Origin of the sequence: Brevundimonas sp., assembly GCF_029946145.1 — a bacterium.
Classification (GTDB): domain Bacteria; phylum Pseudomonadota; class Alphaproteobacteria; order Caulobacterales; family Caulobacteraceae; genus Brevundimonas.
In genome coordinates this window covers 248,795-274,558 of record NZ_JAQSDY010000009.1, presented here as the reverse complement: position 1 = coordinate 274,558, position 25,764 = coordinate 248,795, and the positions used below count along the sequence as shown (strand labels likewise).

At 69.1% G+C, this 25,764-nt stretch carries 25 protein-coding genes; 14 read left to right on the top strand and 11 right to left on the bottom strand.

Going from position 1 to position 25,764, the window contains the following annotated elements; genetic code table 11:
- Positions 1-16 precede the first annotated feature (16 nt).
- On the bottom strand, positions 17-790 hold the full coding sequence (locus PSV23_RS03675; protein WP_300466155.1) for an enoyl-CoA hydratase: 774 nt from the start codon (positions 788-790) through the stop codon (positions 17-19).
- Positions 787-1,878: an MBL fold metallo-hydrolase gene (locus PSV23_RS03670; RefSeq protein WP_300466154.1), complete on the bottom strand. Its 1,092-nt coding sequence runs from the start codon at positions 1,876-1,878 to the stop codon at positions 787-789. The genes PSV23_RS03675 and PSV23_RS03670 overlap by 4 nt, the downstream gene beginning before the upstream one ends.
- Positions 1,879-2,016: 138 nt before the next feature.
- Here PSV23_RS03670 and PSV23_RS03665 point away from each other — a divergent pair, with 138 nt between their 5' ends.
- The 5 genes from PSV23_RS03665 to PSV23_RS03645 all read left to right on the top strand — a co-directional run bounded on the left by PSV23_RS03665 (position 2,017) and on the right by PSV23_RS03645 (position 6,597).
- Positions 2,017-2,988, top strand: a complete 972-nt coding sequence (locus PSV23_RS03665) for a hypothetical protein (protein WP_300466153.1) — start codon at positions 2,017-2,019, stop codon at positions 2,986-2,988.
- A gap of 108 nt (positions 2,989-3,096) precedes the next feature.
- On the top strand, positions 3,097-3,894 hold the full coding sequence (gene xth / locus PSV23_RS03660) for an exodeoxyribonuclease III (RefSeq protein WP_300466152.1): 798 nt from the start codon (positions 3,097-3,099) through the stop codon (positions 3,892-3,894).
- A 125-nt stretch (positions 3,895-4,019) separates the two neighbouring features.
- Entirely contained in the window at positions 4,020-4,535 is a 516-nt protein-coding gene (locus tag PSV23_RS03655; protein WP_300466151.1) for a hypothetical protein, read from the top strand.
- 127 nt (positions 4,536-4,662) lie between these two features.
- Positions 4,663-5,568 (top strand): cobalamin biosynthesis protein CbiG, encoded by a 906-nt coding sequence (locus tag PSV23_RS03650; RefSeq protein WP_300466150.1) that lies wholly within the window; start codon positions 4,663-4,665, stop codon positions 5,566-5,568.
- Between the two features lie 39 nt (positions 5,569-5,607).
- Positions 5,608-6,597 (top strand): glycerophosphodiester phosphodiesterase family protein, encoded by a 990-nt coding sequence (locus PSV23_RS03645; protein ID WP_300466149.1) that lies wholly within the window; start codon positions 5,608-5,610, stop codon positions 6,595-6,597.
- A 213-nt stretch (positions 6,598-6,810) separates the two neighbouring features.
- Here PSV23_RS03645 and glyS read toward each other — a convergent pair whose 3' ends face one another.
- Genes glyS through PSV23_RS03630 form a run of 3 tightly spaced genes read right to left on the bottom strand, consistent with a single transcriptional unit; the run spans position 6,811 to position 10,450 of the window.
- Positions 6,811-9,072: a glycine--tRNA ligase subunit beta gene (gene glyS, locus PSV23_RS03640; RefSeq protein WP_300466148.1), complete on the bottom strand. Its 2,262-nt coding sequence runs from the start codon at positions 9,070-9,072 to the stop codon at positions 6,811-6,813.
- A complete protein-coding gene (locus PSV23_RS03635) occupies positions 9,072-9,566 on the bottom strand; it encodes an endonuclease domain-containing protein (RefSeq protein WP_300466147.1) in 495 nt (164 codons plus the stop codon). The genes glyS and PSV23_RS03635 overlap by 1 nt, the downstream gene beginning before the upstream one ends.
- Positions 9,563-10,450, bottom strand: a complete 888-nt coding sequence (locus tag PSV23_RS03630) for a glycine--tRNA ligase subunit alpha (RefSeq protein ID WP_300466146.1) — start codon at positions 10,448-10,450, stop codon at positions 9,563-9,565. The genes PSV23_RS03635 and PSV23_RS03630 overlap by 4 nt, the downstream gene beginning before the upstream one ends.
- Positions 10,451-10,697: 247 nt before the next feature.
- Between PSV23_RS03630 and PSV23_RS03625 the strand changes: the two genes are divergently transcribed.
- Positions 10,698-11,450 (top strand): polysaccharide deacetylase family protein, encoded by a 753-nt coding sequence (locus PSV23_RS03625; RefSeq protein ID WP_300466145.1) that lies wholly within the window; start codon positions 10,698-10,700, stop codon positions 11,448-11,450.
- Between the two features lie 144 nt (positions 11,451-11,594).
- Here PSV23_RS03625 and PSV23_RS03620 read toward each other — a convergent pair whose 3' ends face one another.
- The 4 genes from PSV23_RS03620 to PSV23_RS03605 all read right to left on the bottom strand — a co-directional run bounded on the left by PSV23_RS03620 (position 11,595) and on the right by PSV23_RS03605 (position 17,141).
- Positions 11,595-12,518, bottom strand: a complete 924-nt coding sequence (locus PSV23_RS03620; RefSeq protein ID WP_300466144.1) for a hypothetical protein — start codon at positions 12,516-12,518, stop codon at positions 11,595-11,597.
- Between the two features lie 102 nt (positions 12,519-12,620).
- Entirely contained in the window at positions 12,621-13,487 is an 867-nt protein-coding gene (locus PSV23_RS03615; RefSeq protein WP_300466143.1) for a 4-(cytidine 5'-diphospho)-2-C-methyl-D-erythritol kinase, read from the bottom strand.
- 3 nt (positions 13,488-13,490) lie between these two features.
- Positions 13,491-15,317, bottom strand: coding sequence for a tetratricopeptide repeat protein (locus tag PSV23_RS03610; protein WP_300466142.1), 1,827 nt, complete (start codon positions 15,315-15,317; stop codon positions 13,491-13,493).
- 69 nt (positions 15,318-15,386) lie between these two features.
- The gene (locus tag PSV23_RS03605; RefSeq protein WP_300466141.1) at positions 15,387-17,141 is read right to left on the bottom strand and encodes an electron transfer flavoprotein-ubiquinone oxidoreductase; all 1,755 of its coding nucleotides are present in this window, start codon (positions 17,139-17,141) and stop codon (positions 15,387-15,389) included.
- A 97-nt stretch (positions 17,142-17,238) separates the two neighbouring features.
- Here PSV23_RS03605 and PSV23_RS03600 point away from each other — a divergent pair, with 97 nt between their 5' ends.
- Positions 17,239-18,024 carry a uracil-DNA glycosylase gene (locus PSV23_RS03600; RefSeq protein WP_300466140.1) on the top strand — a complete coding sequence of 262 codons (786 nt, stop codon included), beginning with the start codon at positions 17,239-17,241 and terminating at the stop codon, positions 18,022-18,024.
- Positions 18,025-18,182: 158 nt separating this feature from the next.
- Complete coding sequence (locus PSV23_RS03595; protein WP_300466139.1) at positions 18,183-19,853, top strand: lytic transglycosylase domain-containing protein; 1,671 nt, start codon at positions 18,183-18,185, stop codon at positions 19,851-19,853.
- A gap of 411 nt (positions 19,854-20,264) precedes the next feature.
- On the opposite strand, the gene PSV23_RS03590 is transcribed toward PSV23_RS03595, so the two are convergent.
- Entirely contained in the window at positions 20,265-20,915 is a 651-nt protein-coding gene (locus tag PSV23_RS03590) for a glutathione S-transferase (protein WP_300466138.1), read from the bottom strand.
- 135 nt (positions 20,916-21,050) lie between these two features.
- On the opposite strand from PSV23_RS03590, the gene purB reads away from it, so the two are divergent.
- The 3 genes from purB to PSV23_RS03575 all read left to right on the top strand — a co-directional run bounded on the left by purB (position 21,051) and on the right by PSV23_RS03575 (position 23,928).
- A complete protein-coding gene (purB, locus tag PSV23_RS03585) occupies positions 21,051-22,349 on the top strand; it encodes an adenylosuccinate lyase (protein WP_300466137.1) in 1,299 nt (432 codons plus the stop codon).
- Between the two features lie 330 nt (positions 22,350-22,679).
- Positions 22,680-23,198 carry a DNA-deoxyinosine glycosylase gene (locus PSV23_RS03580; RefSeq protein WP_300466136.1) on the top strand — a complete coding sequence of 173 codons (519 nt, stop codon included), beginning with the start codon at positions 22,680-22,682 and terminating at the stop codon, positions 23,196-23,198.
- Between the two features lie 115 nt (positions 23,199-23,313).
- Positions 23,314-23,928 carry a fasciclin domain-containing protein gene (locus PSV23_RS03575; RefSeq protein WP_300466135.1) on the top strand — a complete coding sequence of 205 codons (615 nt, stop codon included), beginning with the start codon at positions 23,314-23,316 and terminating at the stop codon, positions 23,926-23,928.
- Between the two features lie 77 nt (positions 23,929-24,005).
- On the opposite strand, the gene PSV23_RS03570 is transcribed toward PSV23_RS03575, so the two are convergent.
- Positions 24,006-24,329, bottom strand: coding sequence for a DUF1476 domain-containing protein (locus PSV23_RS03570; RefSeq protein ID WP_300466134.1), 324 nt, complete (start codon positions 24,327-24,329; stop codon positions 24,006-24,008).
- Positions 24,330-24,600: 271 nt separating this feature from the next.
- Between PSV23_RS03570 and purC the strand changes: the two genes are divergently transcribed.
- From purC to PSV23_RS03555, 3 genes are read left to right on the top strand one after another with little or no spacing between them, the layout of a single operon-like run.
- A complete protein-coding gene (gene purC, locus PSV23_RS03565) occupies positions 24,601-25,359 on the top strand; it encodes a phosphoribosylaminoimidazolesuccinocarboxamide synthase (protein WP_055829677.1) in 759 nt (252 codons plus the stop codon).
- Entirely contained in the window at positions 25,359-25,595 is a 237-nt protein-coding gene (gene purS / locus PSV23_RS03560; protein ID WP_300466133.1) for a phosphoribosylformylglycinamidine synthase subunit PurS, read from the top strand. Before purC ends, purS begins: the two co-directional genes overlap by 1 nt.
- Entirely contained in the window at positions 25,592-25,723 is a 132-nt protein-coding gene (locus PSV23_RS03555; RefSeq protein WP_300466132.1) for a hypothetical protein, read from the top strand. Before purS ends, PSV23_RS03555 begins: the two co-directional genes overlap by 4 nt.
- Positions 25,724-25,764: the final 41 nt, after the last annotated feature.

Below are 25,764 nucleotides of genomic sequence, written 5' to 3'. Positions count from 1 at the left end.
CCCGCGCCCGGCCGAATCAACCGGCTTTCGAAAAATCGGGTGCGCGCTTCTGGCTGAAGGCCATGAAGGCCTCCATCGCCTCGGGGCTCTTCATCTGGCTGCCGAAGGCCTCGCCCTCGCGCTGCATCAGGGCCCACAGGCGTTCCGAGTCCCGCATCAGCGCCTTGGTCTTGCGGATCGAGTTGGGGGCCCGCGTCGCCAGCTTGCCGGCCAGCTCGAACGCCGTCGCCTCCACCTGATCGGCCGGAACCGCCCGGTTGGCCAGGCCCCACGCCAGGGCCGTGCGGCCGTCGATCGGCTCGCCGAGGGCGAAGATCTCGAACGCCCGCTGATGCCCCAGCACCTGCGGCAGAAGCAGCGACGAGGCCGCTTCCGGCGCCAGGGCCAGATTGATGAAGGGCGCCGACAGCAGGGCGTCCTCGGCCACCACCACCATGTCGCAATGGAGCAGCAGCGTCAGGCCGATGCCGACCGCCCGCCCGCGCACCGCCGCCACCGCCGGCTTGTCCAGCTCGGCCAGGGCCTTCAGGAAGCGGAACACCGACATGTCCAGCGGCTCGCCGGTCTGCGATCCGATGGCGATGAAATCGGCGATGTCGTTGCCGGCCGAGAAGCTGTCGCCCTCGCTGCGGAACAGCAGAACCCGGACCGCGTCGTCCGTGCGCGCGCGCTCGGTGGCGTCGGACAGGGCCGCGTACATGGCCTGGGTGATGGCGTTCTTCTTCTCCGGGCGCGCCAACGTCACCGTCAGGACGCCGCCCTCGAGCCCGGTGCGAATATGGTCGGTCAAGCCGCCTCTCCCTGTTCGATCATGGTCCACCAGTCGACGCCGTCGGCGTCCCGCGTCCGGCTGACCCGGCCGCGTTGGAGCAGATAGTTCAGATGGGCGATAGCCTCGCCGGTGGCCATCCCCCGCACGCCGTCGCCGACCGGCCGCGCGAACAGGGCGCCGAAGACATCCACCGCCCGTTTCGGTTCCCGCAGCGTCTTCTCCAGCCGCTTCAGCGCCGTCATATGCCCCCGGATCAGCGCATCCAGCCGCGTATGGGCGCCCCGGAACGGCTCGCCGTGCGACGGCAACACCAGCACATCGTCCGGGAAGGCCGACTTCATCCGTTCCAGCGAGGCCAGCCAGTCGCCCAGCGGGTCCGCCTCCGGCTCGGTCGGCCACACCGACACATTGGAGGATATCCTGGGCAGGATCTGGTCGCCGCCCAGCACCACCCCGTCGGCCTCGCGCCACAGGCAGGCGTGTTCGGGGCTATGGCCCTCGCCGACCACGACGCACCAGTCCTGTCCGCCGATGTTGATCCGGTCGCCCTCGCGCATTCGTGTAAAGCCCGACGGCAGGGGCGAGACGGCCCGCCCGAACTGGCCATACTCCCGGCGATACGTCTCCACCTGCGCCTCGTCCCAGCCGGCGGCGCGATAGTGGATCGCCCCCGCTTCCGGCGCCGGTTGACCTGTGTCGGCCAGCAGCATTCGCCCTGTCACATACTCAAGCCGCGTCATGGTCAGGCCGACGCCGAACCGCTCGCACAGCCAGCCGGCCAGGCCGATGTGGTCAGGATGCATGTGGGTGCAGATCACCCGCGTCACCGGTCGGGCGCCGAGCGGGCCCGCCAGCAGGGCGTCCCAGCGCTCGCGCGAATCCGGGATGTTCAGCCCGGTGTCGATCAGGGCCCAGCCCTCGCCGTCCTCGACCGCATAGACATTGATGTGGTTCAGGGCGATGGGCATCGACAGCCGCATCCACAGCACGCCGGGCGCGACCGCGACGGCCTCGCCGAATTCGGGCGGGGCTCCGCACGGATAGCTGAGGCCCCGTTCTTCCCCCACAGCCGAAATCCTGTCCCCGGGAGCGACGCCGTCCGCCAAGTCCGTCTCCAATCGCAACTCAGCCAGTTAAAGCCGATCCGGGCGACAACGTCCAGAGAGGTCACACGTCCGCCTTGACCCTGCCTTCAGCCGACGCCAAGGCTTCTCGATCAGTTGTCCGGTCTGGAGCCGCTCGAAATGTTGAACAGAAACCTCTTGGCCGTCATCGGGACGGCCTTCGCCCTCTTGATGGGCCAGGCCGCTCCTGCGGCTGCACAACAGGAGATGCCCCGTTCGCCGGACACGCCGGGAAACCTGACAGACCCTAACACGGCCCCGACGAGGCGTGGCGAGGCCGCCAGCCGGATGCCGCGCCGCAGTCAGCGACAGGCGGCCCCCGCGGCCCCGACGCCCGAACAGATCATGGCCGAGGCCCAGGCCCAGGTGACCGCCGCCGGCCTCGGCTGTCAGGTGACCGGCGCCAGCCAACCCGGCGTCACGGCCGAGCAGGTGAAGATCTATGAAGCCGCCTGCGCCACCGGTCCGGGCTATATCCTGATCGCATCGACCCCGCCCCAGAGCTTCGACTGCCTCGAACTGGCCGGCACCGCCTACACCGCCCGTCTGCGCGACCCGGCCGCCGATGTGGGCCAGCAGTGCGCCCTGCCCGCCAACCAGAACGGCCTGGCCGTGATCGGCGGCTGGGCCCGCGAGGCCGGCGCGGCCTGCACGATCGACGAGGCCGTGGCCATCGGCAAGAGCGACCAGAACAACATCGTCTATGAGGTCGGCTGCGCCGGCGTCGACGGCTACTGGCTGGAAAAGGTCGCTACCGGCTGGAAACTGCAGGATTGCCTGCAGGTCGCCTCGGTCGGCGGAACCTGCCGGTTCACCACCACCCAGGAACAGGCCGACGGCTTCGAGCCCAAGCTGGCCGGCACCGAAGCCTCGGCCTGCGACGTGTCCCAGGTCCGTCTGATGGGCCAGAACGCCAACGGCCGCTTCTATGAGGCCAAATGCGCCGCCGAGGGCGAGGGCTTCATCGCCCGCGTCAACACCGAGGGCGCGACCCAGCAGGTCTATCCCTGCGCCACGGCCCAGCGCATCGGCGGCGGCTGCACCCTGACGCCGGCCCCGGCCGTTGCCCCGGAACCGGCTCCGGCAGAGTAGGTCTGCGCCAGACCTGACGCCGACGACGCCCCGGGGTCCGCCCCGGGGCGTTTTCGTTTGCACGATCCGGCTTCACAGACCGGCCCGACACGCCGTACTCATGGCGTCATGCGCATCGCCACCTGGAACGTGAACTCGGTCAACGCCCGCCTGCCCACGGTGCTCGCCTGGCTGGAGGCCGCCCGGCCTGACGTCGTCGGCTTCCAGGAGATCAAATGCCTGGACGAGAAATTCCCGCGCGAAGCCTTTGAATCCCTTGGTTACAATGTCGAGACCAACGGGCAGAAGACCTACAACGGCGTCGCCCTGCTCTCGAAATATCCGCTCAGCGACGTGCGGCGCGGCCTGCCCGGCGTCGACGCCTCGGGCTTCGAGGCCGAGTTCGAACAGGCCCGCTATATCGAAGCCGTGATCGAGGCCCCGCGCCCCGTGCGCATCGGCTGCCTCTACCTGCCCAACGGCAATCCGATCGGAACGGAGAAATTCGCCTACAAGCTGGCGTGGATGGACCGGCTTCAGGCCCATGCGAAGGACCTGCTGCGGCAGGAAGAGGCCTTCACCCTGTGTGGCGACTACAATGTCATCCCGACCCCCGACGACGCGAGGAATCCCTCGGCCTGGGTCACAGACGCCCTGTTCCAGCCCGAGAGCCGGGCCGCCTTCCGCGCCCTGAACCACCTCGGCCTGTCCGAGGCGGGCGAACTGGGGAAGCAGCCGCCGGGAACCTTCACCTTCTGGGACTATCAGGCCGGGGCCTGGCAGCGCGACCATGGCATCCGCATCGACTTCCACCTGCTGTCGCCCCAGGCGGCGGATCGCTTCGTCGGGATCGAGACCCATCGCGACGCCCGCGACATGGACAAGCCCTCCGACCACGTCCCCGTCGTCATCGAACTGGAGGACTAGGGCGTGATCCCGAAAAGTGTGAGCGGTTTTCGGACGAGATCACGTCCCGGTATGATGCTGGACCTCGATTCACGGCATCAGTGGAACCGCGAAGCGGTTCCCCCTCAGCCGATCGAGGTCTAGCCGTGGCCGATGCGCTCCGGGTCATCCTGCTCGTGGCGCTGGCGGCGGCGGCGCTGACCACGGCCGCCCTGGTGCTGGCCTGGTGGATGGAGCCGGTGCGCCGGATGAAGCGGGCCCTGCTCAAGTCGCTGGGCGCCGTGCCCGAGGCCGAGGCCCTGTCGCCCGCCGAGGGCCGCGCCGCGGGTCTGGACTTCGACGGGGCGCAGGTGGCCGTGCTGTGGAACCGGGGCGGCTCGGGCCTCGTCTACGCCTTTGACGAGATCGAGGGCGGCGAAATCATCGTCGACGGCCACGTCGTCGCCCGCGTCCGCCGCGGCGAGGCGCGCAAGGCGCTGGACGTCCTGGCGCCCGAGGCCGAACAGGTCACACTGCGCCTGCTGTTCGCCGACGCTCGCCATCCCGAGTTTGAACTGGCCCTGTGGGACGCGACCCTGCCGGTCCTGACCGGGTCTCCCGGCGAGGCCCTGCGCCTCGGCCGCCGCTGGCTGTCGCATCTGGAAGCGTTGCTGAAGGGATAAACCCGTTCCGCTCATCCCGGCGAAAGCCGGGATGAGCGGATGATTTGGGTCCTTGCCATTGCCGCTACACCGGGCGGACGGCTAGAACCCCCCATCCCTGCCGCCTGAGTATTCCGGAGCGCCCCCCGTGGCCCGCCTTTTCGACGCCTACATCATCGCTGACTGGACCGCCGCCGAGGGCAAGAAGCTGGGCGACGGTTCGGTCTGGATCGGCGTGGCCAAGCGCGACGTGCGTTTCCGCCTCTATACCGAGACCCACAACGTCGCCACGCGGGCCGAGGGCGAGAAGCTGCTGGCCTCATTGCTGGCCGAGCACCGCAAGCGCGGCGACCGGGTGCTGGTCGGGTTCGACTTCAACTTCGGCTATCCCGCCGGCACGGCCGCGCGGCTGAAGCTGACCGGGACGCCCTGGTCGGCGATGTGGAAATTCATCGCCTCCAACGTGGTCGACAAGGCCGACAACACCAACAATCGCTATCAGGTCGCGGCCAAGATGAACCGGCTGATGACCGACGAGGCCTGGCCGCTGTGGGGCGCGCCGGCCAATCAGGCGCAGCGCTGGCTGACCACGACCAAGCCGCCGGCGGGCGCCGGGGCCGACATCCCGGAATATCGGGCGACCCAGGACGCGGTGCGCAAGGGCAAGCTGCAGCCCAAGTCGGTGTGGCAGATGCATGGCGCGGGCGCCGTCGGCGGCCAGACCCTTGTCGGCATCCCGGCCGTGCGCCGCCTGCTGGAAAGCCTGGGGCCGTCGGGCGCGGTCTGGCCGTTCGGCACTGGCTGGCGGGCTCTGGACACGGCCGACGTCGAGCCGCTGTCGGCGCTGGTGGTCGAGGTCTACCCGTCGATGTTCGACGCGAAGCCGAACGCAGGCGAGTTCAAGGATCAGGCCCAGGTCCGCGTCACCGCCGAGCATTTCGCCAGACTGGACGAGGCGGGAGCCCTGTCCGCCGCCTTCGCCCCGCCCAGGGGCGCGGACGAGACCCTGATCGCGCGCGTCGAGCAGGAAGAAGGCTGGATCCTGGGGGCCTGACGTCATCAGGCCGTCATCGCCCGCGGCTACCGCCCGGGCATGATCCGGCTCATCCTCGCGGCGTTGCTTTTCCTGACCGGGAGTCCGGTGCTGGCCCATCCGTTGATCATCGCCCATCGCGGGGCCTCGGGCGAACGGCCCGAGCACACGCGCGCGGCCTATGAACTGGCCATCCGGCAGGGCGCGGATTTCATCGAGCCCGATCTGGTGATGAGCCGCGACGGCGTTCTGATCGTGCGCCACGAGAACGAGATCGGCGGCACGACGGATGTCGCCGCCCGCCCGGAGTTCGCCGGCCGCCGCGCGACGAAGACCGTCGATGGCGAGCCCATGACCGGCTGGTTCACCGAGGACTTCACCCTCGTCGAACTGAAGACACTGCGGGCCCGCGAGCGCCTGCCCGAGCTGCGGCCCGCCAACACCGCCTTCGATGGTCAGGAGCCGATCCTGACCTTCGAGGAGGTGCTGGACATCGCCGCGAGCGCGGGCGTCGGCGTGGCGCCGGAGCTCAAGCACCCGACGTATTTCGCCGCCCTGGGCCTGCCGATGGAGGACGCCTTCGTGACCGGGCTGGAGCGCCGGGGACTGGCCGGGGCCGACGCCCCGGTGATCGTCCAGTGTTTCGAGGTCGGGCCGCTGCAACGATTGCGGGCCCGGATCGCCACGCCCCTGCTGCAACTGGTCGCCGCGTCCGGCGGGCCGTTCGACCGGCCGGAGCTGAGCTACGCCGCCATGACGACGCCCGGGGGTCTGGCCGAGGTCGCGGTCTATGCAGACTGGATCGGCGCCGACACGGCCCTGATCGAGCCGACGCCCGGCGACCCCACCCGCCTGATCACCGACGCCCACGCCGCGGGGCTGAAGGTCGCCGGCTGGACCTTCCGCGCCGAGAACGCCTTCCTGCCCGAGGGCGACCGGGTCGGCGAGGCGCCGGCGGCGCACGGGCGGCTGCGCGAGCGGCTGGCGCGGTTCGCGGGGTACGGGCTGGACGCCGCCTTCATGGATCAGCCGGGGCTGGCCCGGGACTGACGCCCCTGCTCGTGAGAGTCCGTCTCCTCCCTGTTCGCGGAGCGAATGGGGAGGTGGATCGGAGGCGCAGCCGACGAGACGGAGGGGGCGACGCCGGCGGGGCCGGTGGATCGCTCATCCCCTCACACCGAGTCGCCCCCTCCACCACGCGGGCTGAGTCGCCCGCGCGGTCCCCCTCCCCACTGCGTGGGGAGGAGACGGGCGGTGCGCGCCCTAGCCCGCGATCTGTCCGAAGTCCGCCACCCGGCCCATCACCGCGCGCACCTGGCCGAGCAGCTTCAGCCGGTTGTCGCGTTCGGCGGGGACGTCGGAGTTGACCATCACCTTGTCGAAGAAGGCGTCCACCGGGGCGCGCAGGCGCGACAGGGCCGTCATGGCGGCGGCGAAATCCTCGGTCTCCAGCGCCGCGTCCACGGCGGTGGCGGCGGCGGCGGCGGCGAAGGCCAGGGTCGTCTCGGCCTCGGGCTGGTCGGGCAGGCCGGTCTCGACCATGCCGGTCGGCACGGCGCCCTTCTTCTCCTCGGCCCTGAGGATGTTGGACGCCCGCTTGTACCCGGCCAGCAGGTTCGCGCCATCGTCGGTGGCGAGGAAGGCGTCAAGGGCCTCGACGCGGCGCACGATGCGGACGAGGTCGTCGTCGCCGAGGGCGAAGACGGCGTCGACGAGATCGTGGCGCTTGCCCTGATCGCGGAGGAGGACCTTCAGGCGGTCGGCGAAGAAGGCCTGCATATCGCGCTCAACAGGACCATAGACTTCCCGCTGGAACTGACTTCCGTGGCTAATGAAATCGATCGCTGCAGCAGGCATGGTGCCCACCGGAAGAATGGTGGCCTCTGGAAGCATCCAGAATGTGCTGATCGCGGGTCCGGGCAGCGGCATCCGGATGCCGTTTTCAAGCACCAGCCGGATCACCCCCAGCGCCGCACGCCTAAGCGCGAACGGATCCTTCGACCCCGTCGGCTTCTCGTCGATGGCAAAAAAGCCGACCAAGGTGTCCAGCTTGTCGGCCAGGGCCACCGCCACGGTCAGCGGCGCGGTCGGCACGGAGTCGGCCGGGCCCTGCGGCTTGTAGTGGTCGCGGACGGCGTCGGCCAGTTCGCCCCCTTCCCCCTGGAGGGGGGAAGGGCCGGGGATGGGGGTGGCGGCCGAGGTGGCAGGCGCGGTGGTCGACGCGGCGGACACCGCGTTTGGAGCCACATCCTCCACCCCCATCCCAACCCTTCCCCCCTCCAGGGGGAAGGGCTTCTTGAGTGCGGCGACATAGTAGCCGCCCATCACCCCCTGCAGTTCGGGGAACTCCCCGACCATGGCGGAGGACAGGTCGGCCTTGGCCAGACGCGCGGCCTGTTCGGCCTGATCGGGATCGGCGCCGACCAGCGGGGCGATCTCGCGGGCCAGGGCGGCGATGCGTTCGACGCGCTCGGCGAGCGTGCCGAGCCTGGCGTGGAAGGTGACGCCTTCCAGCTTCTTGGACCAGACCTCGAAGCCGGTCTTCAGGTCCTCGTCCCAGAAGAAGCGGGCGTCGTCGAGGCGGGCCGAGAGGACGCGGCTGTTGCCGGCGGCCAAGGCCACGCCGCCGTCGGTGGCCTCGATATTGGCGACCACGACGAAATGGGGGGCGAGGCCGTGGACCGCGGGATCGCGGACGGCGAAATATTTCTGGTGCACCTTCATCGACAGCCGGATCACCTCCGGCGGCAGGGTCAGGAAGCGCGGGTCCATGTCGCCCAGGATCGGCGTCGGCCATTCGGCCAGGCCCGCCACCTCGTCCAGCAGGCCGTCGTCGTCGACCAGCGCCAGACCCCTGGCCGCGCAGGCGGCCGTGGCGCCGTCGAGGATGCGCAGCTTGCGGTCGGCGACGTCGAGCAGGACGAAGTCGCTTTCCAGCTTCGCGCGGTAGTCGGCGAAGTCCTTGACCGCGAACGGACGGCCGCAGCCGAGGAAGCGATGGCCTTCGGTCAGGTCGCCGCTGGCGACGCCGTCGATCTCGAACGGGACCACATGGCCGTCGAACAGGGCGACGATCCGCTTCAGCGGCCGGATCCAGCGCAGGGTTCCGGAACCCCAGCGCATCGACTTGGGCCAGGGGAAGCCGCGCACGATGGCGTCGACCATGTCGGGGATCAGGGCGGTGGTCGGCTGGCCCTTCTGGCTGAGGACGGCGAACCAGACGCCGTCGCGTTCGCTCAGCTGGTCCTTCGTCAGGCCGGTCTTGCGCAGGAAGCCGTCCAGCGCCTGTTCCGGGGCCGAGGTGCGCGGACCCTTGAGCTCTTCCTCGCGGTCCGGCGTGGCGGCGGGCAGACCCTCGACGACGAGGGTCAGGCGGCGCGGACCGGCGAAGGTCGTCAGGGCCTCATACGTCAGCCCGGCCGCCTTGAGGCGCTCGGCGGCCATGCGTTCGAGGTCGCGCGCGGCGCCCTGTTGCATGCGGGCGGGGATCTCTTCCGAGAACAGTTCGAGAAGGAGCTGGGGCATTACCGGACGTCGTACCGTGGGACTCCCTTCCCCCTGGAGGGGGGAAGGGTTGGGGATGGGGGTGGTGCTGCTTCAGCCACGATCCGCTCGATGACCGTGTTCAGGTCGTTTCGCACCTGACGTTCAGGGAAACGGATGACGCGGAAGCCTCCGGTCTTGAGCCAGGCGGTGCGCTCGGCGCCGCGCGCCTGACGCTCTGGCAGTTCATGATGCGGCCCGTCCACTTCGATGATCAGGCGCGAGCCGAGGTGGGCGAAGTCGGCGACGTAGCGGCCAACGGGGGTCTGGCGGCGAAAATTCATCTTCAGGGGGCGCAAGGCTTCCCAAAGGATGCGTTCGGCGACGGTCTGTTCCTGACGCAGGCGACGGGCGCGTTCGATCGCGCCGGACGCGACGCGGGTCGGACGGGCGGCGGTGGAACCACCTCCACCCCCATCCCCGGCCCTTCCCCCCTCCAGGGGGAAGGGAGCGGCGTTATCGCCGTCGGTGATCATGCTCTGCCCCGCTCCTGCTCGACCCATTCCGTGGCGCAGGCCTTACAGAGGTCGCGGATGCGGCCGATGTAGCTCTGGCGTTCGGCGACGGCGATGGCGCCGCGGGCGTCCATCAGGTTGAACAGGTGGCTGGCCTTCAGCACCTGGTCATAGGCCGGCAGCACCAGCGCCTGATCCTGCGGGCCCTTCATGGCGAGGAAGCGCGAGACCTCGGCGACCATGTCCTCGAAGCGGCGTTTCAGGCCGTCGACGTCATAGCCGTGGAAGTTTGCTTCCGACTGCTGACGCTCGTTCTCGAGGAAGACCTCGCCATAGGTCAGGCCCTCCCTGGTGAACTTCAGATCGTAGACGTTGTCTACGCCCTGGACGTACATGGCCAGACGCTCAAGGCCATAGGTCAGTTCTCCCGAGACCACGTCCACCTCGATGCCGCCGACGCCCTGGAAATAGGTGAACTGCGTCACCTCCATGCCGTCGCACCAGACCTCCCAGCCCAGCCCCCAGGCGCCGACGGTGGGGTTCTCCCAGTCGTCCTCGACGAAGCGGATGTCGTGCAGCTTGGAATCGATGCCGATGGCGGCGAGCGAGCCGAGATAGAGGGCCTGCAGGTTCTCGGGGTTCGGCTTCAGGATCACCTGATACTGGTAATAGTGTTGTAATCTATTGGGATTTTCACCGTAGCGGCCGTCGCCGGGACGGCGGCTGGGCTGGACGTAGGCGGCCTTCCACGGGCGCGGGCCAAGGGCGCGCAGCACGGTGGCCGGGTGCAGGGTGCCGGCGCCGACCTCGATGTCATAGGGCTGGAGAATGGCGCAGCCCTGATCGCCCCAGTATTTGTGGAGGGTCAGGATCAAGTCCTGGAAGGCGAGCGGTTCGGTGGTCACGGGTGGCTTTTTCGTCCGGGGGAGAAGGCGGCGGACCCTAGACGGACAGGCTTGAGCGGGGAAGCCCCGACTCCCTTCCCCCTCCACGGGGGAAGGTGGCCGGCGGAGCCGGTCGGATGGGGGTGCTGGTTCCGCGGATGATCTGGCCGGTGAGAAGCCAGCCGGACAGAGCGGTGTCTCACCCCCATCCGTCTCGCTCCGCGAGCCACCTTCCCCCGCAAGGGGGGAAGGAATTTTAAGGGCGACCGTGCATCCTCTGCGCATGAAGCAGATCGACCAGATGCGCCGGCGGGCCGCGCGCTATCTCGCAGTGGAGGCGGTGGAGATCGCCCCGGCGAAGGGCGTGTTCTCACTGAGCTTCGACGACTTTCCGGCTACGGCCTGGACCGAGGCGGGGCCGGTGCTGGCCGCGCATGGGGTCCGGGCGACCTACTATGTGTGCGGCGGCCTCTGTGACGGCGTGAACATGGAGCGCGACCAGTACCGGGTCGAGCATCTGCAGGAACTGCATGCGGCGGGGCATGAGGTCGGGTGCCACACCTTCGGACACACCAGCGCGCTGCGGATGGACTCCGAGGCGCTGAAACTGAGCCTCGACACCAATGCGGCGTGGGTGGCGGAGCGGCTGGACGGCTACCGGATGACGACCTTCGCCTGGCCGTTCGGGGATGCGACGGTGGGAGGCAAGCGGGTGGTGCGCGGGCGGTTCGATCTGGCGCGGGGGGTGCGCGACGGGGTCAACGCCGGGCGCGAGGACCGGGCGCTGATCCGGTCGATCGGGCTGGAGAGCCGGCGGCTGCCCGGCTACGACCTCGAGGGATTGATGGCCGAGGCGGCGGACCGGCGGGGCTGGCTGACGGCCTATGGGCACGATGTGAGCGAGCGGCCGACGGACTATGGCTGCACGCCGGAGGATCTGGACCGGGTGCTGCGAGCGGCGAAGGCGGCGGGGCTGGAGGTGCTGCCGGTGGGGGCGGCGTGGGGCGTGGTCAGCGCATAAACCCGCTCATCCCGGCGAAAGCCGGGACCCGGTTCTGTCCAGCTTGACGCCGGCGTTTCAGGACTGGCGGGCGGAGATCATCGCCGCCGCTGCATCACCCAAAGCACTGGGTCCCGGCTTTCGCCGGGATGAGCGGAGATAAGGTCAGGCCGCTTCCGCCATCCCCTGAGCCATCCGCCCCTCCGCCCACTTGATCAGCGCGGCGCGGGGCCAGGCGACGATCCATGAGCGGGCCGTGTATTCGCCCTTTTCGATCAGGGCGGTGCGGGTCGGCGACGAGGTCGCGGCACGTTGGGTGTGGATGTCGCCCGGACCCTGATGCAGCAGGAAGGCGCCGTGCTTCAGCGGATTGACGCGCAGATAGGCCAGACGCGGGCTGATCCGCTCCAGCGGCGGATCGTAGAACCAGCTGGAGCCCAGCATGCCGGCCATCTCCGGGCGGCGCTTGAGGATCTCGGCGGCCGTGGCCCAGGCGCGGTCCCAGCCGGCCTCGTTGAAATCGGACAGTTCGCGGGCCTCGGTATGCACCTCCAGCCACGGCTTCCAGGCCTGGGCGGCGGCGTAGGCCGGGATCACCGACCAGCCCCAGCCCTCGCGGGCGTGGCGCAGCACCTGGCCCGGCCCCAAGGGGGATGAGAGGTCGATCATCTGGGTGCGGGCGCCGGGCACGCTGAGAACCAGCGAAATGCGCACGTCCTTGGCCCAGTAGTCGCGGTCATAGGGATTGTCGGCGGCCGTCAGGAAGTCGGCCAGGCGCTGGATCCATTCCGGATACAGCTCCAGTACGGCGGCCGGCAGGTCGGCGGCGGGGACCCGCGCCGGCATCTCCAGCGCCCAGACGGCGATCAGGGCCCGGCGATGGTCGTCGGTCAGGGCGAAGCCGAAGGCCTCGGCCAGCGCTTCCTCGGCGCGATGGCCGGGCTGGTCGAAATCCCAATGGGGTGCGGAGGCCTCGGCGGCCGCGGCGGCGGCGGCCTTCAGCGCGTGGATCCGGGCGCGGTCTTCCGCCGGGACCCGATTGAGCACGGCCTCGAAGGCGGCGACCTGGGAGTGGGAGAGCGTTTCCATGGGCGCAGTCTAGCAAACGCGGGTTGTCCGGCGGTTAAGGCTGGAGCGGACAGCGAAACGGCGGCGGACGCGAGGGATCAGCCGCCGCAAAGCTGAATGAACCTAACGCAAAATTGTAGAACGCACCCACCAGCCGGGATGACTTCGTGCCAGGCGTCTGGCGGCCTCGACGGCCTGTTCCGCCGTGTCGAACAGGGCGAAAACGGTAGCCCCCGAGCCCGACATCCGGACGAGGCGAACGCCGGGGAGCCGCGCAGCTTCCTTCAGGGTCTGGCCGATGACCGGTTCCAGCGCGATCGCGGGGGTTTCCAGATCATTCCGCCGGGCCGACAACCAGTCGATGACCGATGACAGCCCCCAGTCGCCAGGTGGGGCCGGACGGTCCGCGGTCCCCGCCGGCCCCTCGTCGTAGCGGCGGTAGACCGCCCCGGTCGACGACGGGACGCCCGGGTTGATCAGCACGGCGGGCAATGGCGGCAGGCGCGGCTCGAAGGTCAGCCGGTCGCCCCGGTCCTCGGCCCAGGCGGCGCGGGCGTGCAGGCACATGGGACCGTCCGCGCCGACGCCGGCGGCGATGTCGGCCAGGGCTTCATCGTCCAGCGACAGGCCCAGGGCGTCCCGCGCCCCCTTGAGCGCGGCGCCCGCGTCGGACGAGCCGCCGCCCAGTCCGGCGGCGATCGGCAACTGCTTGTCCAGCGTCACGGCCACGGGCGGATCCGCGGCGCCCGTCACTTCGCCCAGCGCTCGCAAGGCCTTCAGGATCAGGTTGTCGTCGCCGGCGCCCAGACCCTGACCGAAGGGGCCGGTCACCGTCAGCGACAGCCGGCCGGCCGGCTGGACCGTGACGTCGTCGCCGATGCCGGCGAAGGCGACCAGGCTGGCCAGGGGGTGATAGCCGTCGGTCCCCCCGGGCCCGACATGCAGGAACAGATTGACCTTGGCGGGGGCGAGGAGGCGGACGGTCGCCATGCCTCAGGGCTGGCCGCCGGACGACGGCGTCGGGTCGGGCAGGCCGCGCACCAGCTTCTGTTCCACCTCGGCGCGCCGCGGGGCGTCGGGCTCGAGCGTCAGCACCCGGGTCCACTGCCATTCGGCCTCGCGGCGACGGCCCACCTGCCAGTAGGCGTCGCCGAGGTGATCGACGATCTCGGCGTTGCCCGGCTGTTTGCCCACCGCTTCTTCCAGGGTCTGGACCGCGATCTCGTACTGGCCCTGCCGGAACTGGGCCCAGCCAAGGGAGTCCTGGATGTTGCCGTTCTGAGGTTCGGCGGCGTGGGCGCGGGCCAGCATCTCGGCCCCCTCGGCCACCCGGCGGCCGCTGTCGACCCACATATAGCCGAGGTAATTGAGGATGGTCGGGTCGTTGGGCTGGGCCTGCAGGGCGGCCCACAGCTCGGCCTCGGCCTCGTCGATCCGGTTCAGGTTCTCCAGCACCGTGCCGCGCAGGAAATGGAAATGCGCCGGCTGGGCCGCGACGTTGATGGTTGGCCGGTTGAGGATGGCCAGCGCCTCCTCGTGCCGGCCCATGCCCACCAGATGCGCCGCCAGCGCATAGGCGAAGGCCGCCTGATCGACCGCGGCGGCGTCGGCGCGGCGCAAGGCCTCCAGCGCGCCTTCGGCGTCAGCCTGGGAATCCAGGGTTCCCGCAAGACCCACCTGCGCCCGCGCATAGGTGATGGGGTCGGCCTGGCTGACCCGGGCGAACGCCTCCCGGGCGAGCAGCGGCTGGCGGCCCGAGTTGAGGCTCTGGCCCAGTTGCAGGGCGATCAGGTCGTCGGGGTCGAGGCTGTCGGCCATGCGCAGATAGATCGCCGACAGTTCCCATGACTGGTTCGCGCTGGTCTGCAGGGCGGCGAATTCGAGGGCGTCGGCGGCGCGTTGCAGCGCATTCGGCTCGGCGGGGGCCCGACCGCGTCCCGCGACGCGAGCCCGGCCGAGGAGCGCCTCGGAATTGGGATTTCCGCCAGTCAGGGCGGCGTCATAAATGGCCAGCGCCTCGTCACGTCGGCCCTGCCGTTCGAGGAATCCGGCGTAGTCCAGCGCGTACAGCATGGCGCCGCCCGGCGAGGCCATCAGGATCTTGTACTCGGCGTCCGCCTCGGCGAAACGGCGGCGGCTTTCCAGCAGGCTGGCACGTTGCTGGTGCAGGATCAGGCTGGCGGGATCGGTCGCAGGCTGATCCACGGCCTTCAACGCCGTATCCCAGTCCCCGGCCGCGCCGGCGATGGCGGGCGTCAGGTAGCGGGCGACCGCGCTGAAAGGATCTGCGAACGGGCGCTGGGTCAGCAGGGACAGGCTTTGGCCGGGGTCGCCGGCCCGCAGCGCCTGGATCAGTTCGATCAACCGGCCTGCCTCGGCCAGGTCGGGCGTGTCCGCGACGGTCGGGGTCAGGCGCGCCACATCCGCTATGTCGCCGGAGAACAATCCGGACCGGAAGGCTTCTTCGCCCAGGGCCGGCTGTTCGGGCGCCAGGGCGTGGGCCTCGCCGAGGAAGACGGAGCCCGCCAGGCGGTCGCCGCGGATGCTGGCGAGGCGGCCGGCGAGATAGAGGCCGTAGGCGGACTGGCCTGACGCATCGACCGGCACGGGAGCCCAGATCGCGGGAATGGGCGGCGCCGGAGGTTCGACCGCCGCTACGGCTTCGGGCGCGGCCTCGACGATGATCGCCGGAGCCTCCGGAGCGGCGCCCGCCTCTGCCGGAGCGGGGATTCCGACCGGCGTTTCCTGCGCCCGGGCGGGCGAGGACAGCGCCGTCAGGGCGCAACCGGTCAGCAGAAGGGCGAGTGAAGGAAAACGCATGGCGGAACCCTCACTGGATTATGCGGCGGCGACAAGGCCCCCTCGCCGGCCCCCGGAAAGATTTGAGCGTCACATATTCGGATAGTTGGGGCCGCCGCCGCCCTCGGGCGTGGTCCAGACGATATTCTGCGACGGGTCCTTGATGTCGCAGGTTTTGCAATGGACGCAGTTCTGGGCGTTGATCTGGAAGCGGGGATTGTTCCCCTGCTCGTCGTACAGCACCTCGTACACCCCCGCCGGGCAGTAGAGGCGCGCAGGCTCGCCATAGAGCGGCAGGTTGATCCGGATCGGGACCGAGGGGTCCAGCAGCTTCAGGTGCGCGGGCTGTTCCTCGGCATGGTTGGTGTTGGAGACAAAGACCGACGACAGCTTGTCGAACGACAGCCTCCCGTCCGGCTTCGGATAGGCGATCGGCCTGTGTTTCGACGCCTTTTCGGTCGAGGCGGCGTCGGTCTTGCCGTGCTTCATCGTGCCGAACAGCGACAGACCGCCGAACAGGGTCTGGAACCACAGGTCGAACAGACCCAGCGCCCCGCCCAGCGAAGTGCCGAGCTTCGACAGCAGGGGTTTGGCGTTGCGGACGCGCCTGAGCTCCTGGAAGACCCAGCTGTTCTCGTAGGCCGTCTGGTATTCGACCAGCTGGTCGCCCGAGCGGCCGGCCATGACCGCGTCATAGGCGGCGTCGGCGGCCAGCATGCCGGTTTTCATGGCGTTGTGGCTGCCCTTGATGCGCGGAACATTCACGAAGCCCGCGGAGCAGCCGATCAGGACACCGCCCGGGAACGACAGTTTCGGCACCGACTGGAAGCCGCCCTCGGTGATGGCGCGGGCCCCGTAGGAGATGCGGGTTCCGCCCTCCAGATGCTCGCTGATCGCCGGGTGGTGCTTGAAGCGCTGGAACTCGTCGAACGGCGACAGGAAGGGGTTCTTGTAATTCAGGTGCACGACATAGCCGATGGCCACGTAGCGGTCGCCGAAATGGTACATGAAGCTGCCGCCGCCGGTGAACTCGTCCAGCGGCCAGCCTGTCGTGTGCTGGGCCAGGCCGGGACGGTGCCTGTCGGCCGGGACCTGCCACAACTCCTTCAGGCCGATGCCGTATTTCTGCGGCTGGGCGTCGTCGCACAGGTTGTGGCGGGCCATGATGGTCTTGGCCAGCGAGCCGCGCACGCCCTCGGCGATGAAGACATATTTGCCGTGCAGCTCGATGCCGGGCTGGAAGTCGTCGGTCGGCTTGCCGTGGCGGTCGATGCCGAAGACGCCGGCGACCACGCCCTTCACCGTTCCCGACGGCTCATCCCAGACCACATGGCTGGCGGCCATGCCGGGATAGACCTCGACCCCCAGGCCTTCCGCCTGCTCGCCCAGCCAGCGCGCGACATTGCCCAGGGAGGCGATGTAGCAGCCGTCGTTGTGCATCATCGGCGGCAGCAAGGTCATGGGCAGGGAGACCTGTCCCATGGGCCCCAGCACCATGAACCGGTCCTCGGTGACCGGCGTCTCGAGCGGCGCCCCCCGCTCCCTCCAGTCGGGGAAGAGTTCGTTCAGGGCGCGCGGATCGATGACCGCGCCGGACAGGATGTGGCCGCCGACCTCGGCGCTCTTCTCCAGCACCGCGACAGTGATATCCTTGCCGTCCCTTTCCGCCCGCTGCTTCAGGCGGATGGCGGCGGCGAGGCCGGCGGGGCCTCCACCGACGATGACGACATCGTATTCCATCACCTCGCGCTCGACGCCCGCCAGGGCCTCGGCGGGCGGCAGTTTGTCGATCACGGCTTCCTGCCAGGCGTTTGTCGCGCCGCCCTCGATCGCATCCTCGGCCATGCCCTGATTTCCTCGTCGCCGGTGTGGTCTGGTGTTTTCCGCTTATCGGAAGGTGACGCAAGGGTGGTCAAGGACTATCCCTGTGCGGACCGTCATGATGACCCAGCCCCCCGATGCCGCCGCGACCGAAAGCCTGCTCGCCTTCTGGCGCGACGCGGGCGTCGACGCCTGTTTCGAGGACGCGCCAGTCGACCGCACCCATGTCGTCCCGCCGCCCGCCGTGAAGGCGGTGGCCAAGGCCACGGCCTCGGTGGTGGCCGCGCCGGACGCCGGCGACGCGCTGTCGGAAGCGCGCCGGCTGGCGGGCGGAGCGAACACGCTGGAAGAGCTGGGCCAGGCCATCGCGGCCTTCGACGGCTGTCCAATCAGGGGTATGGGAGCCACGCAATCGGTGTTCAGCCGGGGTAATCCCGAGGCGCCGGTCCTGATCATCGGCGAAGGTCCGGGCGCGGAAGAGGACCAGGGGGGCCAGCCCTTCGTCGGCAAGGCCGGGAAGCTGCTGGACCGGATGCTGGCGGAGGCGGGGCTGGAGGGCCGGGTGTTCATCACCAACACGGTCTTCTGGCGTCCGCCGGGCAACCGCACGCCGACGCCGGCCGAACAGGCCGTCTGCGCGCCGTTCGTCGAGCGGACCTTCGCCCTGCTGAAGCCGAGGGCGGTGCTGCTGCTGGGCGCGGCGGCGGCCAGGTCGGTTCTGGCAACCGACGAGGGCATCATGCGGCTGCGGGGTCAGTGGCGGGAATGGCGGCTGCCCGAGGGCGCGGTTTCGGCGCCGGTGCTGCTGACGCTGCATCCCGCCTTCCTGCTGCGTCAGCCGATGGCCAAGCGGCAGGCCTGGGCGGACATGTTGGCGCTGGCGGCGCGGCTGGGCGCGGATAACTGAGCCTGTTCATCCTTCAGACTCAAAACTGCCCCAAAAGGGGGAGAAATCTTGACACGGGCCGGGGGCGGTGGCGCCCTTTGTGCCTGACGACCGAATGAACAGCGCGAACCGGCCCGGGTCGAGACGGGCCTGCTGAACGCTTCAAGGGGGCCGCCTCAGTGCAGTTTGATTTCCGCCGCGTGATGATCGCGCCGACGCTGGCCCTGGCGTTCTGCGCCCTGGCGACCGCCGGCCAGGCCGAGGAAATCCGCCGCACGCCCACAGCCCTGAGCGCCGCGGACCGCCTCAGCTACACCACGGCCTTCGACGCCCTTCGCCGCGGCGATCTGGACGCCGCCCGCGACTCCGCGCGTCAGGCCAATGACCGCGTCCTGCTGGGCCAGGTCGAGTTCGAACGCCTGTTCCACGCCGACTACACGGCCACCTACGAGGAATTGTCGGCCTGGCTGGCCGAATACGCCGACCTGCCGTCCGCCGAGCGGGCCTGGACCCTCGCCATGCGCCGCCGTCCCGACGGCGCCCCGGAGCCCCGGCAACCGTCCCGCATGGGGGGCGGCCGGAACTGGAACAGCATCGCGGCCGCCGGCGGCAACACCGAGGGCGACCCGATGAAGGCGGCCCGCGTGGCCCTGAACCGGGATGACCTGACCGGCGCCGTGGCCCTGGGCGGCCAGCTGGGCGACTGGTGGACCGTCGGTCTGGCCCAGTACCGGCTGGGCGAATTCGGCGCGGCCAGGATCGCCTTCGAGCGCGTTCTGGACGATCCGACCGAGGACGGATGGGTTCGCTCGGGCGCCGCCTTCTGGGCCGCGCGCTCGGCGGCGCAATCCGGCCAGCAGGACCGCGTCCAGCCCCTGCTGCGCCGCGCGGGCTCCTGGCCCGCGACCTTCTATGGCCAGATCGCCCTGCGTCAGCTGGGCGAGGAGCCGACGATCGAGAACCTGGGACCGATCCCGTACGGGGCCGCCCGGTTGCAACAGGCGTCATATCAGGCCGACGAGCCGATCGGCGTGGGCGCCGATGAACTGGAAGAGTTCGTCCGCTCCGAGCCCCGGGCCCTGCGCACCGTGGCCTTCTTCGAGGTCGGACGCCGCGGCGACGCGCGCGATGAGCTGAAAACCGGCATCCGCGCCGCCGCCACCGACCGGGGCCGACAGCTGTGGGCCGCCCTGGGCCGGGCCCTTGGACCGCGCGTGACCGGCTCGGGCGACGACGTTCGGCGCATTGACGCCGACCGGTATCCCCAGCCGGTGATCGAACCGGACGGCGGCTTCACCGTTGAACGCTCGCTGGTCTACGCCATCGCCCGCAAGGAAACCGACTTCAACGCCCGCGCCCGGTCCGGCGCCGGCGCCTATGGCCTGATGCAGGTCATGCCGACCACCGCCGCCGAACTGACCGGCGACCGCGGCTTTGTCAGCGAGCCGGAACGGCTGTTCGACCCCAACGTCAACGCCCGCCTGGGTCAGGCCTATGTGAACCGGGTGCTGGCGCTGCCGGCGATCAACGGCGACCTGCTGCGGGCCGCGGCCTCGTACAACGCCGGCCCCGGGCCGATGGTCATGGCGGTCCGCAAACTGGGCCAGGACGCCGATCCGCTGCTGCTGATCGAGACGATCGACGTGCCCCAGGCGCGCGAATATGTCGAAAAGGTCGTGGCGGCCTACTGGATCTACCAGCGCATGAACGGCCGGCCCCTGCACACCCTGGACGCCGTGGCGTCAGGGGCGTCGCGGATTCCGCTGGCCCTGGACTATCTCGCGCCGCCGCCGGCTCCGGTTCAGGCGATCGATCTGGCTTCGGCGTCCACGACGGCCGGAACGAACTAGGGCGAACCGACGGCCGACCGGACCCTGTCGACCGGGCAGACGCCCACGTCCGTTTCTGACGCAGGCGCATGCTTCATTGATCGGAACCCGTCAGGTCCGGTCTTTGACAATTGAAATCGGTGAAACAACATCTCCGCGAATGACGCGTGCGGAGTAGACGCTGTAGACGCAGTAGACTGTGTTTTTCAGCCCACCACCGTCCACCCGGTTACATCGCCGATCTAGAGGCTGACCAGAAGCAGCGCCGGCAGGCAGCAGGCGATCACGATCATCAGCCCGTAGACCATCAGGCTGGGGCGACGCGTACCGGGCTGCTGGACGTGGACGGACATGGCGGACCTCCCGAACGCGGTTGCGTTCTGAAGGCTCACACATACCGATGTTGTCTTAAGGCCCGGTTCCGGCGCGCGGTTAACGGCCGGAAAGGGCGTCCGCCGACCACTCCAGGAAGTCGGGCTGAGCCAGCAGCACATCGCGATAGGCGGCTGCGGTCCCGTCGTCGCCGTGGGCGGCCAGATCGATCTGGAAATGCCGGAACCGGGTCGCCACCGGGGTGAAGAAGGCGTCCGGCACGGACCATTCGCCAAACAGATACGGCCCGCCCTCGCCGAACCGGGTCCGCATCTCGCGCCACAGGGCGACGATGCGGCGGATGTCCTTCGTGACGGCCTCGCCGGCGGGCGGCGGCGAGCGGTCCGGGCCGACCATGGTGTGATCCGGCCCCATGCCGCATTCGGTGCGCAATCCCATGAAGCCGCCGTGCATCTCGCACGCCGCCGACCGGGCCAGCCAGCGGGCATGAGCGTCGGCGGGCCAGAGCCGGGCCTCCGGATAGCGTTCGGCGCACCAGACCGAGATGGCCATGGAATCCCAGATGGTCTCGCCCTCGACCTTCAGCACGGGCACGAGGCGCGAGGGGGAGACGGCCTCCAGCTCGGCCCGGGCGGCCTCGGAATAGATGTCCATCTCGCGCACGGTGAAGTCCGCCTTGCAGCGCTTCAGCACCAGCCACGGACGCAGCGACCAGGTCGAATACAGACGCGGTCCGATGATCAGTTCCATGAGGCCTCTCCCGGGTTCTGGCCCCGCCGTTAACGCCGGGTCCGAGTCGGCGCCAGACCCCAATGACGGAGTTCGACGGGCGTCGGCACAAGCGGCGCTTGACTCAACCCGTCGCCGGACCGACACGACCGGCCCATGATCAGCCGCTATTCCCGCCCCGCCGCCGTCGCCATCTGGTCGCAGGAGACCAAATACCGGATCTGGTTCGAGATCGAGGCGCATGCCGCCACCCGGATGGCGGAGCTGGGCACAATTCCCGCCAGCGCCGCCGAGGCCATCTGGGCCAGGGGCAAGGATGTCGTGTTCGACGCTGACCGCATCGACGAGATCGAGCGCACCACGAAGCACGACGTCATCGCCTTCCTGACCCATGTGTCGGAGCTTGTCGGCGAGGAAGCGCGGTTCCTGCATCAGGGCATGACCTCGTCGGACGTGCTGGACACCTGTTTCGCGGTCCAGCTGGCGCGCGCGTCGGACCTGCTGGTCGAGGGCGTCGAACGGGTGCTGGCGGCGCTGGAGACGCGGGCGAAGGAGCACAAATTCACGCCCTGCGTCGGCCGCAGCCACGGCATCCACGCCGAGCCGGTGACCTTCGGCCTCAAGCTGGCCGGCTATCACGCCGAATTCCAGCGGGCGAAGCGGCGTCTGCTGGCCGCGAAGGAAGAGATCGCCACCTGCGCCATCTCCGGCGCCGTCGGCACCTTCGCCAACGTCGATCCGGCGGTCGAGCAATACGTCGCCGACAGGATGGGCCTGGCCGTCGAGCCGGTCTCGACCCAGGTCATCCCGCGCGACCGCCATGCCGCCTTCTTCGCGGCCCTGGGCGTCGTAGCCAGCTCCGTGGAACGGCTGGCGATCGAGATCCGCCACCTGCAGCGCACCGAGGTGCTGGAGGCGGAAGAGCCGTTCGATCCGGGCCAGAAGGGTTCGTCGGCCATGCCGCACAAGCGCAACCCGATCCTGACCGAGAACCTGACCGGCCTGGCCCGGCTGGTGCGATCGGCGGTGGTGCCGGCGATGGAGAACGTCGCCCTCTGGCACGAGCGGGACATCAGCCACTCGTCGGTCGAGCGCGGCATCGGGCCGGACGCGACCATCCACCTCGACTTCGCCCTGCATCGTCTGGCCGGGGTGGTCGAGCGGCTGCAGGTCTATCCGGCCAATATGGAGAAGAACCTGAACCTGCTGGGCGGGCTGGTGCATTCCCAGCGCGTGATGCTGGCCCTGACCCAGGCGGGCGTGTCGCGCGAGGACGCCTATGCGGCGGTGCAGGAGAACGCCATGAAGGTCTGGCGCGGCGAGGGCCGGTTCCTGGACTTCCTGAAGGCAGACGCCCGGGTCACCCTGCCCGCGGAGCAACTCGAGGCCCTGTTCGACCTCGGCTATCACACCAGGCATGTGGACACGGTGTTCGCGCGGGTGTTCGGGGGCTGAACTTGAACTGGCTGCTTCTCCTGTCGATGATCCAGGTCGTCGCGCCCGCAGCTACGCGGCCGGCATCAGCCTATGCTCCAGAGCCGACCTTCGTCCCGGATGCTGCCGCCGTGACGCGCTGCCTGCAGCGCCACGGGGGCTCCCGTGCGGCTGCGATCTGGGTTCAATGCCGCGTCGCGCCCGGCGGCAGGCCAGTCGACTGCAATCCGCTTGAAGTCGGCCTTCCTCCTCGGGATGTGGACACCATCCGGTGCCTGGCGCGTGCCCACCGTCTCACAGCCGCAGACGGAACTCTTCTCGAAGGCCCGGTCGTCCGAACCATGTTCTCCTTTGACACCGGACACTGAACCCCGCCTCATCAAGCGCGCCTTCGACCCGGTCGTCGATGCGAACACCCGCCTGCTGATCCTCGGCAGCCTGCCCGGCGACGCCTCTCTGAAGGCGGCGCAGTATTATGCGCATCCGCAGAACGCATTCTGGAGACTGGTCGCCGGTGTGACGGAACGGGATCTGATCGCCCTGCCCTATCCGGATCGGCTGGAGGCGTTGAAGGAGGCCGGGGTCGGACTGTGGGATGTCATCGCTCGCGCGACGCGGCCCGGCAGCCTGGACGCGGCCATCCGCGAGGCGGAGACGGCGAACCTGAACACCCTCGTGGATCGACTGCCGAAGCTGCGGGCCGTGGCTTTCAACGGCGCCACGTCCGCGCGGATCGGGCGGCGAATCCTTGTGCCGGGCCCGGGCCTCAGCCTGATCGACCTGCCGTCTTCCAGTCCCGCCCATACTCGGCCATTCGAGGCCAAGGCCGACGCCTGGAGCGTCCTGAGACCCTTTCTGGTCAGGCCCTGACTGCCTGCGGTCACGTGTCGCGCCGGAAATCGTGATCGGTGATGCATCCCTTTGGGGGTCGGATCGTACCTCTTGCGACGCCGCCGTCGGGCGGTGCGTATCAGGAGACGCCCCCATGAAACCGATCCGCCTCGCAACCCTCGCAACCGTATCCGCCGCCGCCCTGCTGACGCTGGCTGCGTGCAACAAGCCCGAGGAAGCCGCCCCCGCCGACGCCGCTGCAACCGACGCCATGGCCCCCGCCTCGACCGGCCCGATAGTCGGCGGCGCGGCCATGAGCCCGAATGAGACCATCGTCGCCAACGCCGCCAAGGCCTCGAACCTGACCACCCTGGTCAGCGCCGTGACCGCCGCCGGCCTGGGCGAAACCCTGTCGGGCACGGGCCCGTTCACGGTCTTCGCACCCGACAACGCCGCCTTCCAGAAGGTGCCCGCCGCCACCCTCACCAACCTGATGGCCCCGGCTGGCAAGGCCGACCTGACCAAGATCCTGACCTATCACGTCGTGCCCGGCCGTCTGACGGCCGCCGACATCGCCTCGCAGGCCCAGGCCGGCGGGGGAACGGCGACCCTGACCACCGTGCAGGGCGAAGAACTGAAGGTCTCGGCCGGCCCGAACAACACCTGGGTCATCACCGACGCCAAGGGCGGCACGTCGACCATCACCCAAGCCGACGTGATGCAGTCGAACGGCGTCGTGCACGTCGTCGACACGGTCCTGATGCCATAATCACGACGTCATCGCCGAAACGGAAAGGGCCGCTCCATTGCTGGAGCGGCCCTTTTTCGGTCTGGATGAAAGGGCGATTACTCGCCGTTGCGGATCTGCTCGCGCGCCACCGAGGACAGTTCGTCCATCTTGCGGCGGATTTCCCCCTCGGAAACCGTCAGGCCCGCGCCTTCCAGATCCTGGGCGATCTTGCGGTAGACGTCTTCCTCGCCCGGCTGTTCGAAATCGGCCTTGACGATGGCGCGGCCGTATTCTTCGGCGCTGTCAACGCCGAGGCCCATTTTCTCAGCCGCCCACAGGCCGAGGAGCTTGTTGCGCCGGGCGACTGCCTTGAACTCCTGTTCCTGATCGAGGGCGTATTTGGACTCGAAGCCCTTTTCCCGATCGTCGAAGGTGGTCATGGGCGTCGCAAGGCTCCGGCTGGCGGCCCAGGCGGGGCCGCGATCGAGGGTGGTCTATATCCACCCCATGCCCGAACGCAACCGGAACTGACCGGGTTGCGACGCCGTGGCCCCGGCGCGCTCGAAAACGGCCGCGGTTTGTGTCCCGGCGCCGCATCCGCTAAGGGTTCGCGCGACTTTTTCCCGCCCGCCCGATTCCGGATCAAGCCGCCCAGACATGGTCTGGCCGCTCGCTTTGCGTTTCCGGCAGGCCCCGCCCGGACCCACCATGATGAACGTCAAGCGCAAGAAAATTTACGAGGGCAAGGCCAAGATCCTCTACGAGGGGCCCGAGCCCGGCACCCTGATCCAGTATTTCAAGGACGACGCCACCGCCTTCAACGGCGAGAAGAAGGCCCAGCTCGAGGGCAAGGGCGTCATCAACAACCGCATCAGCGAGTTCATCATGTCGCGCCTGAACGGCATCGGCGTGACCAACCACTTCATCAAGCGGCTGAACCTGCGCGAGCAGCTGATCCGCGAGGTCGAGATCATTCCGCTGGAGGTCGTGTGCCGCAATGTCGTGGCCGGCTCGATGAGCCAGCGCCTCGGCATCGACGAGGGCACGCCCCTGCCCCGCTCGATCATCGAATTCTATCTGAAGAAGGACGAGCTCAACGACCCGATGGTCACCGAGGAGCACATCACCGCCTTCAACTGGGCCACGACCCAGGAGCTGGACGACATCCTGGCCATGACGGTGCGGGTCAATGACTATCTGTCGGGCATGTTCGGCGCGGTCGGCATCACCCTGGTGGACTTCAAGATCGAATTCGGCCGGGTGTGGGAGAACGATTTCAGCCGGGTCATCCTGGCCGACGAGATCAGCCCCGATTCGTGCCGCCTGTGGGACACCAACACGGGCGAGAAGCTGGACAAGGACCGCTTCCGCCGCGATCTGGGCAATGTGATCGAAAGCTATACCGAGGTGGCCCGCCGCCTCGGGATCATGAAGGATATGCCGACCGTGATTCAGGGGGGATTGCACTGATGGCCAAGGTCAAGGTTCACGTCTTCCTCAAGCCGGGCGTGCTGGACGTACAGGGCAAGGCCGTCGAGCAGGCTCTACACGGTCTGGGCTGGTCCGGCGTCGCCAACGCCCGGGTCGGCAAGCTGATCGAGTTCGATCTGGACGGCGCCGCCGATCCGGCCGCCGAGGCGAAGAAGATGTGCGAACAGCTGCTGGCCAACACCGTGATCGAAAGCTACCGCATAGAGGCTGCGTGAAACGGCTGATCCAGTTCTCGGTCGCGGCCTTTGTCCTGGTCGGCGTGCTGATCTTCGCGGCGGCCCTCGCCGGCGGCCTGACGGACGACCGCGCCTTCACGCCGGCGGCGAAACAGGCAGCGCACTAGCGACGGGGATCGCTGTCGTGCGTTAGGGTCAGTCCAGCCGC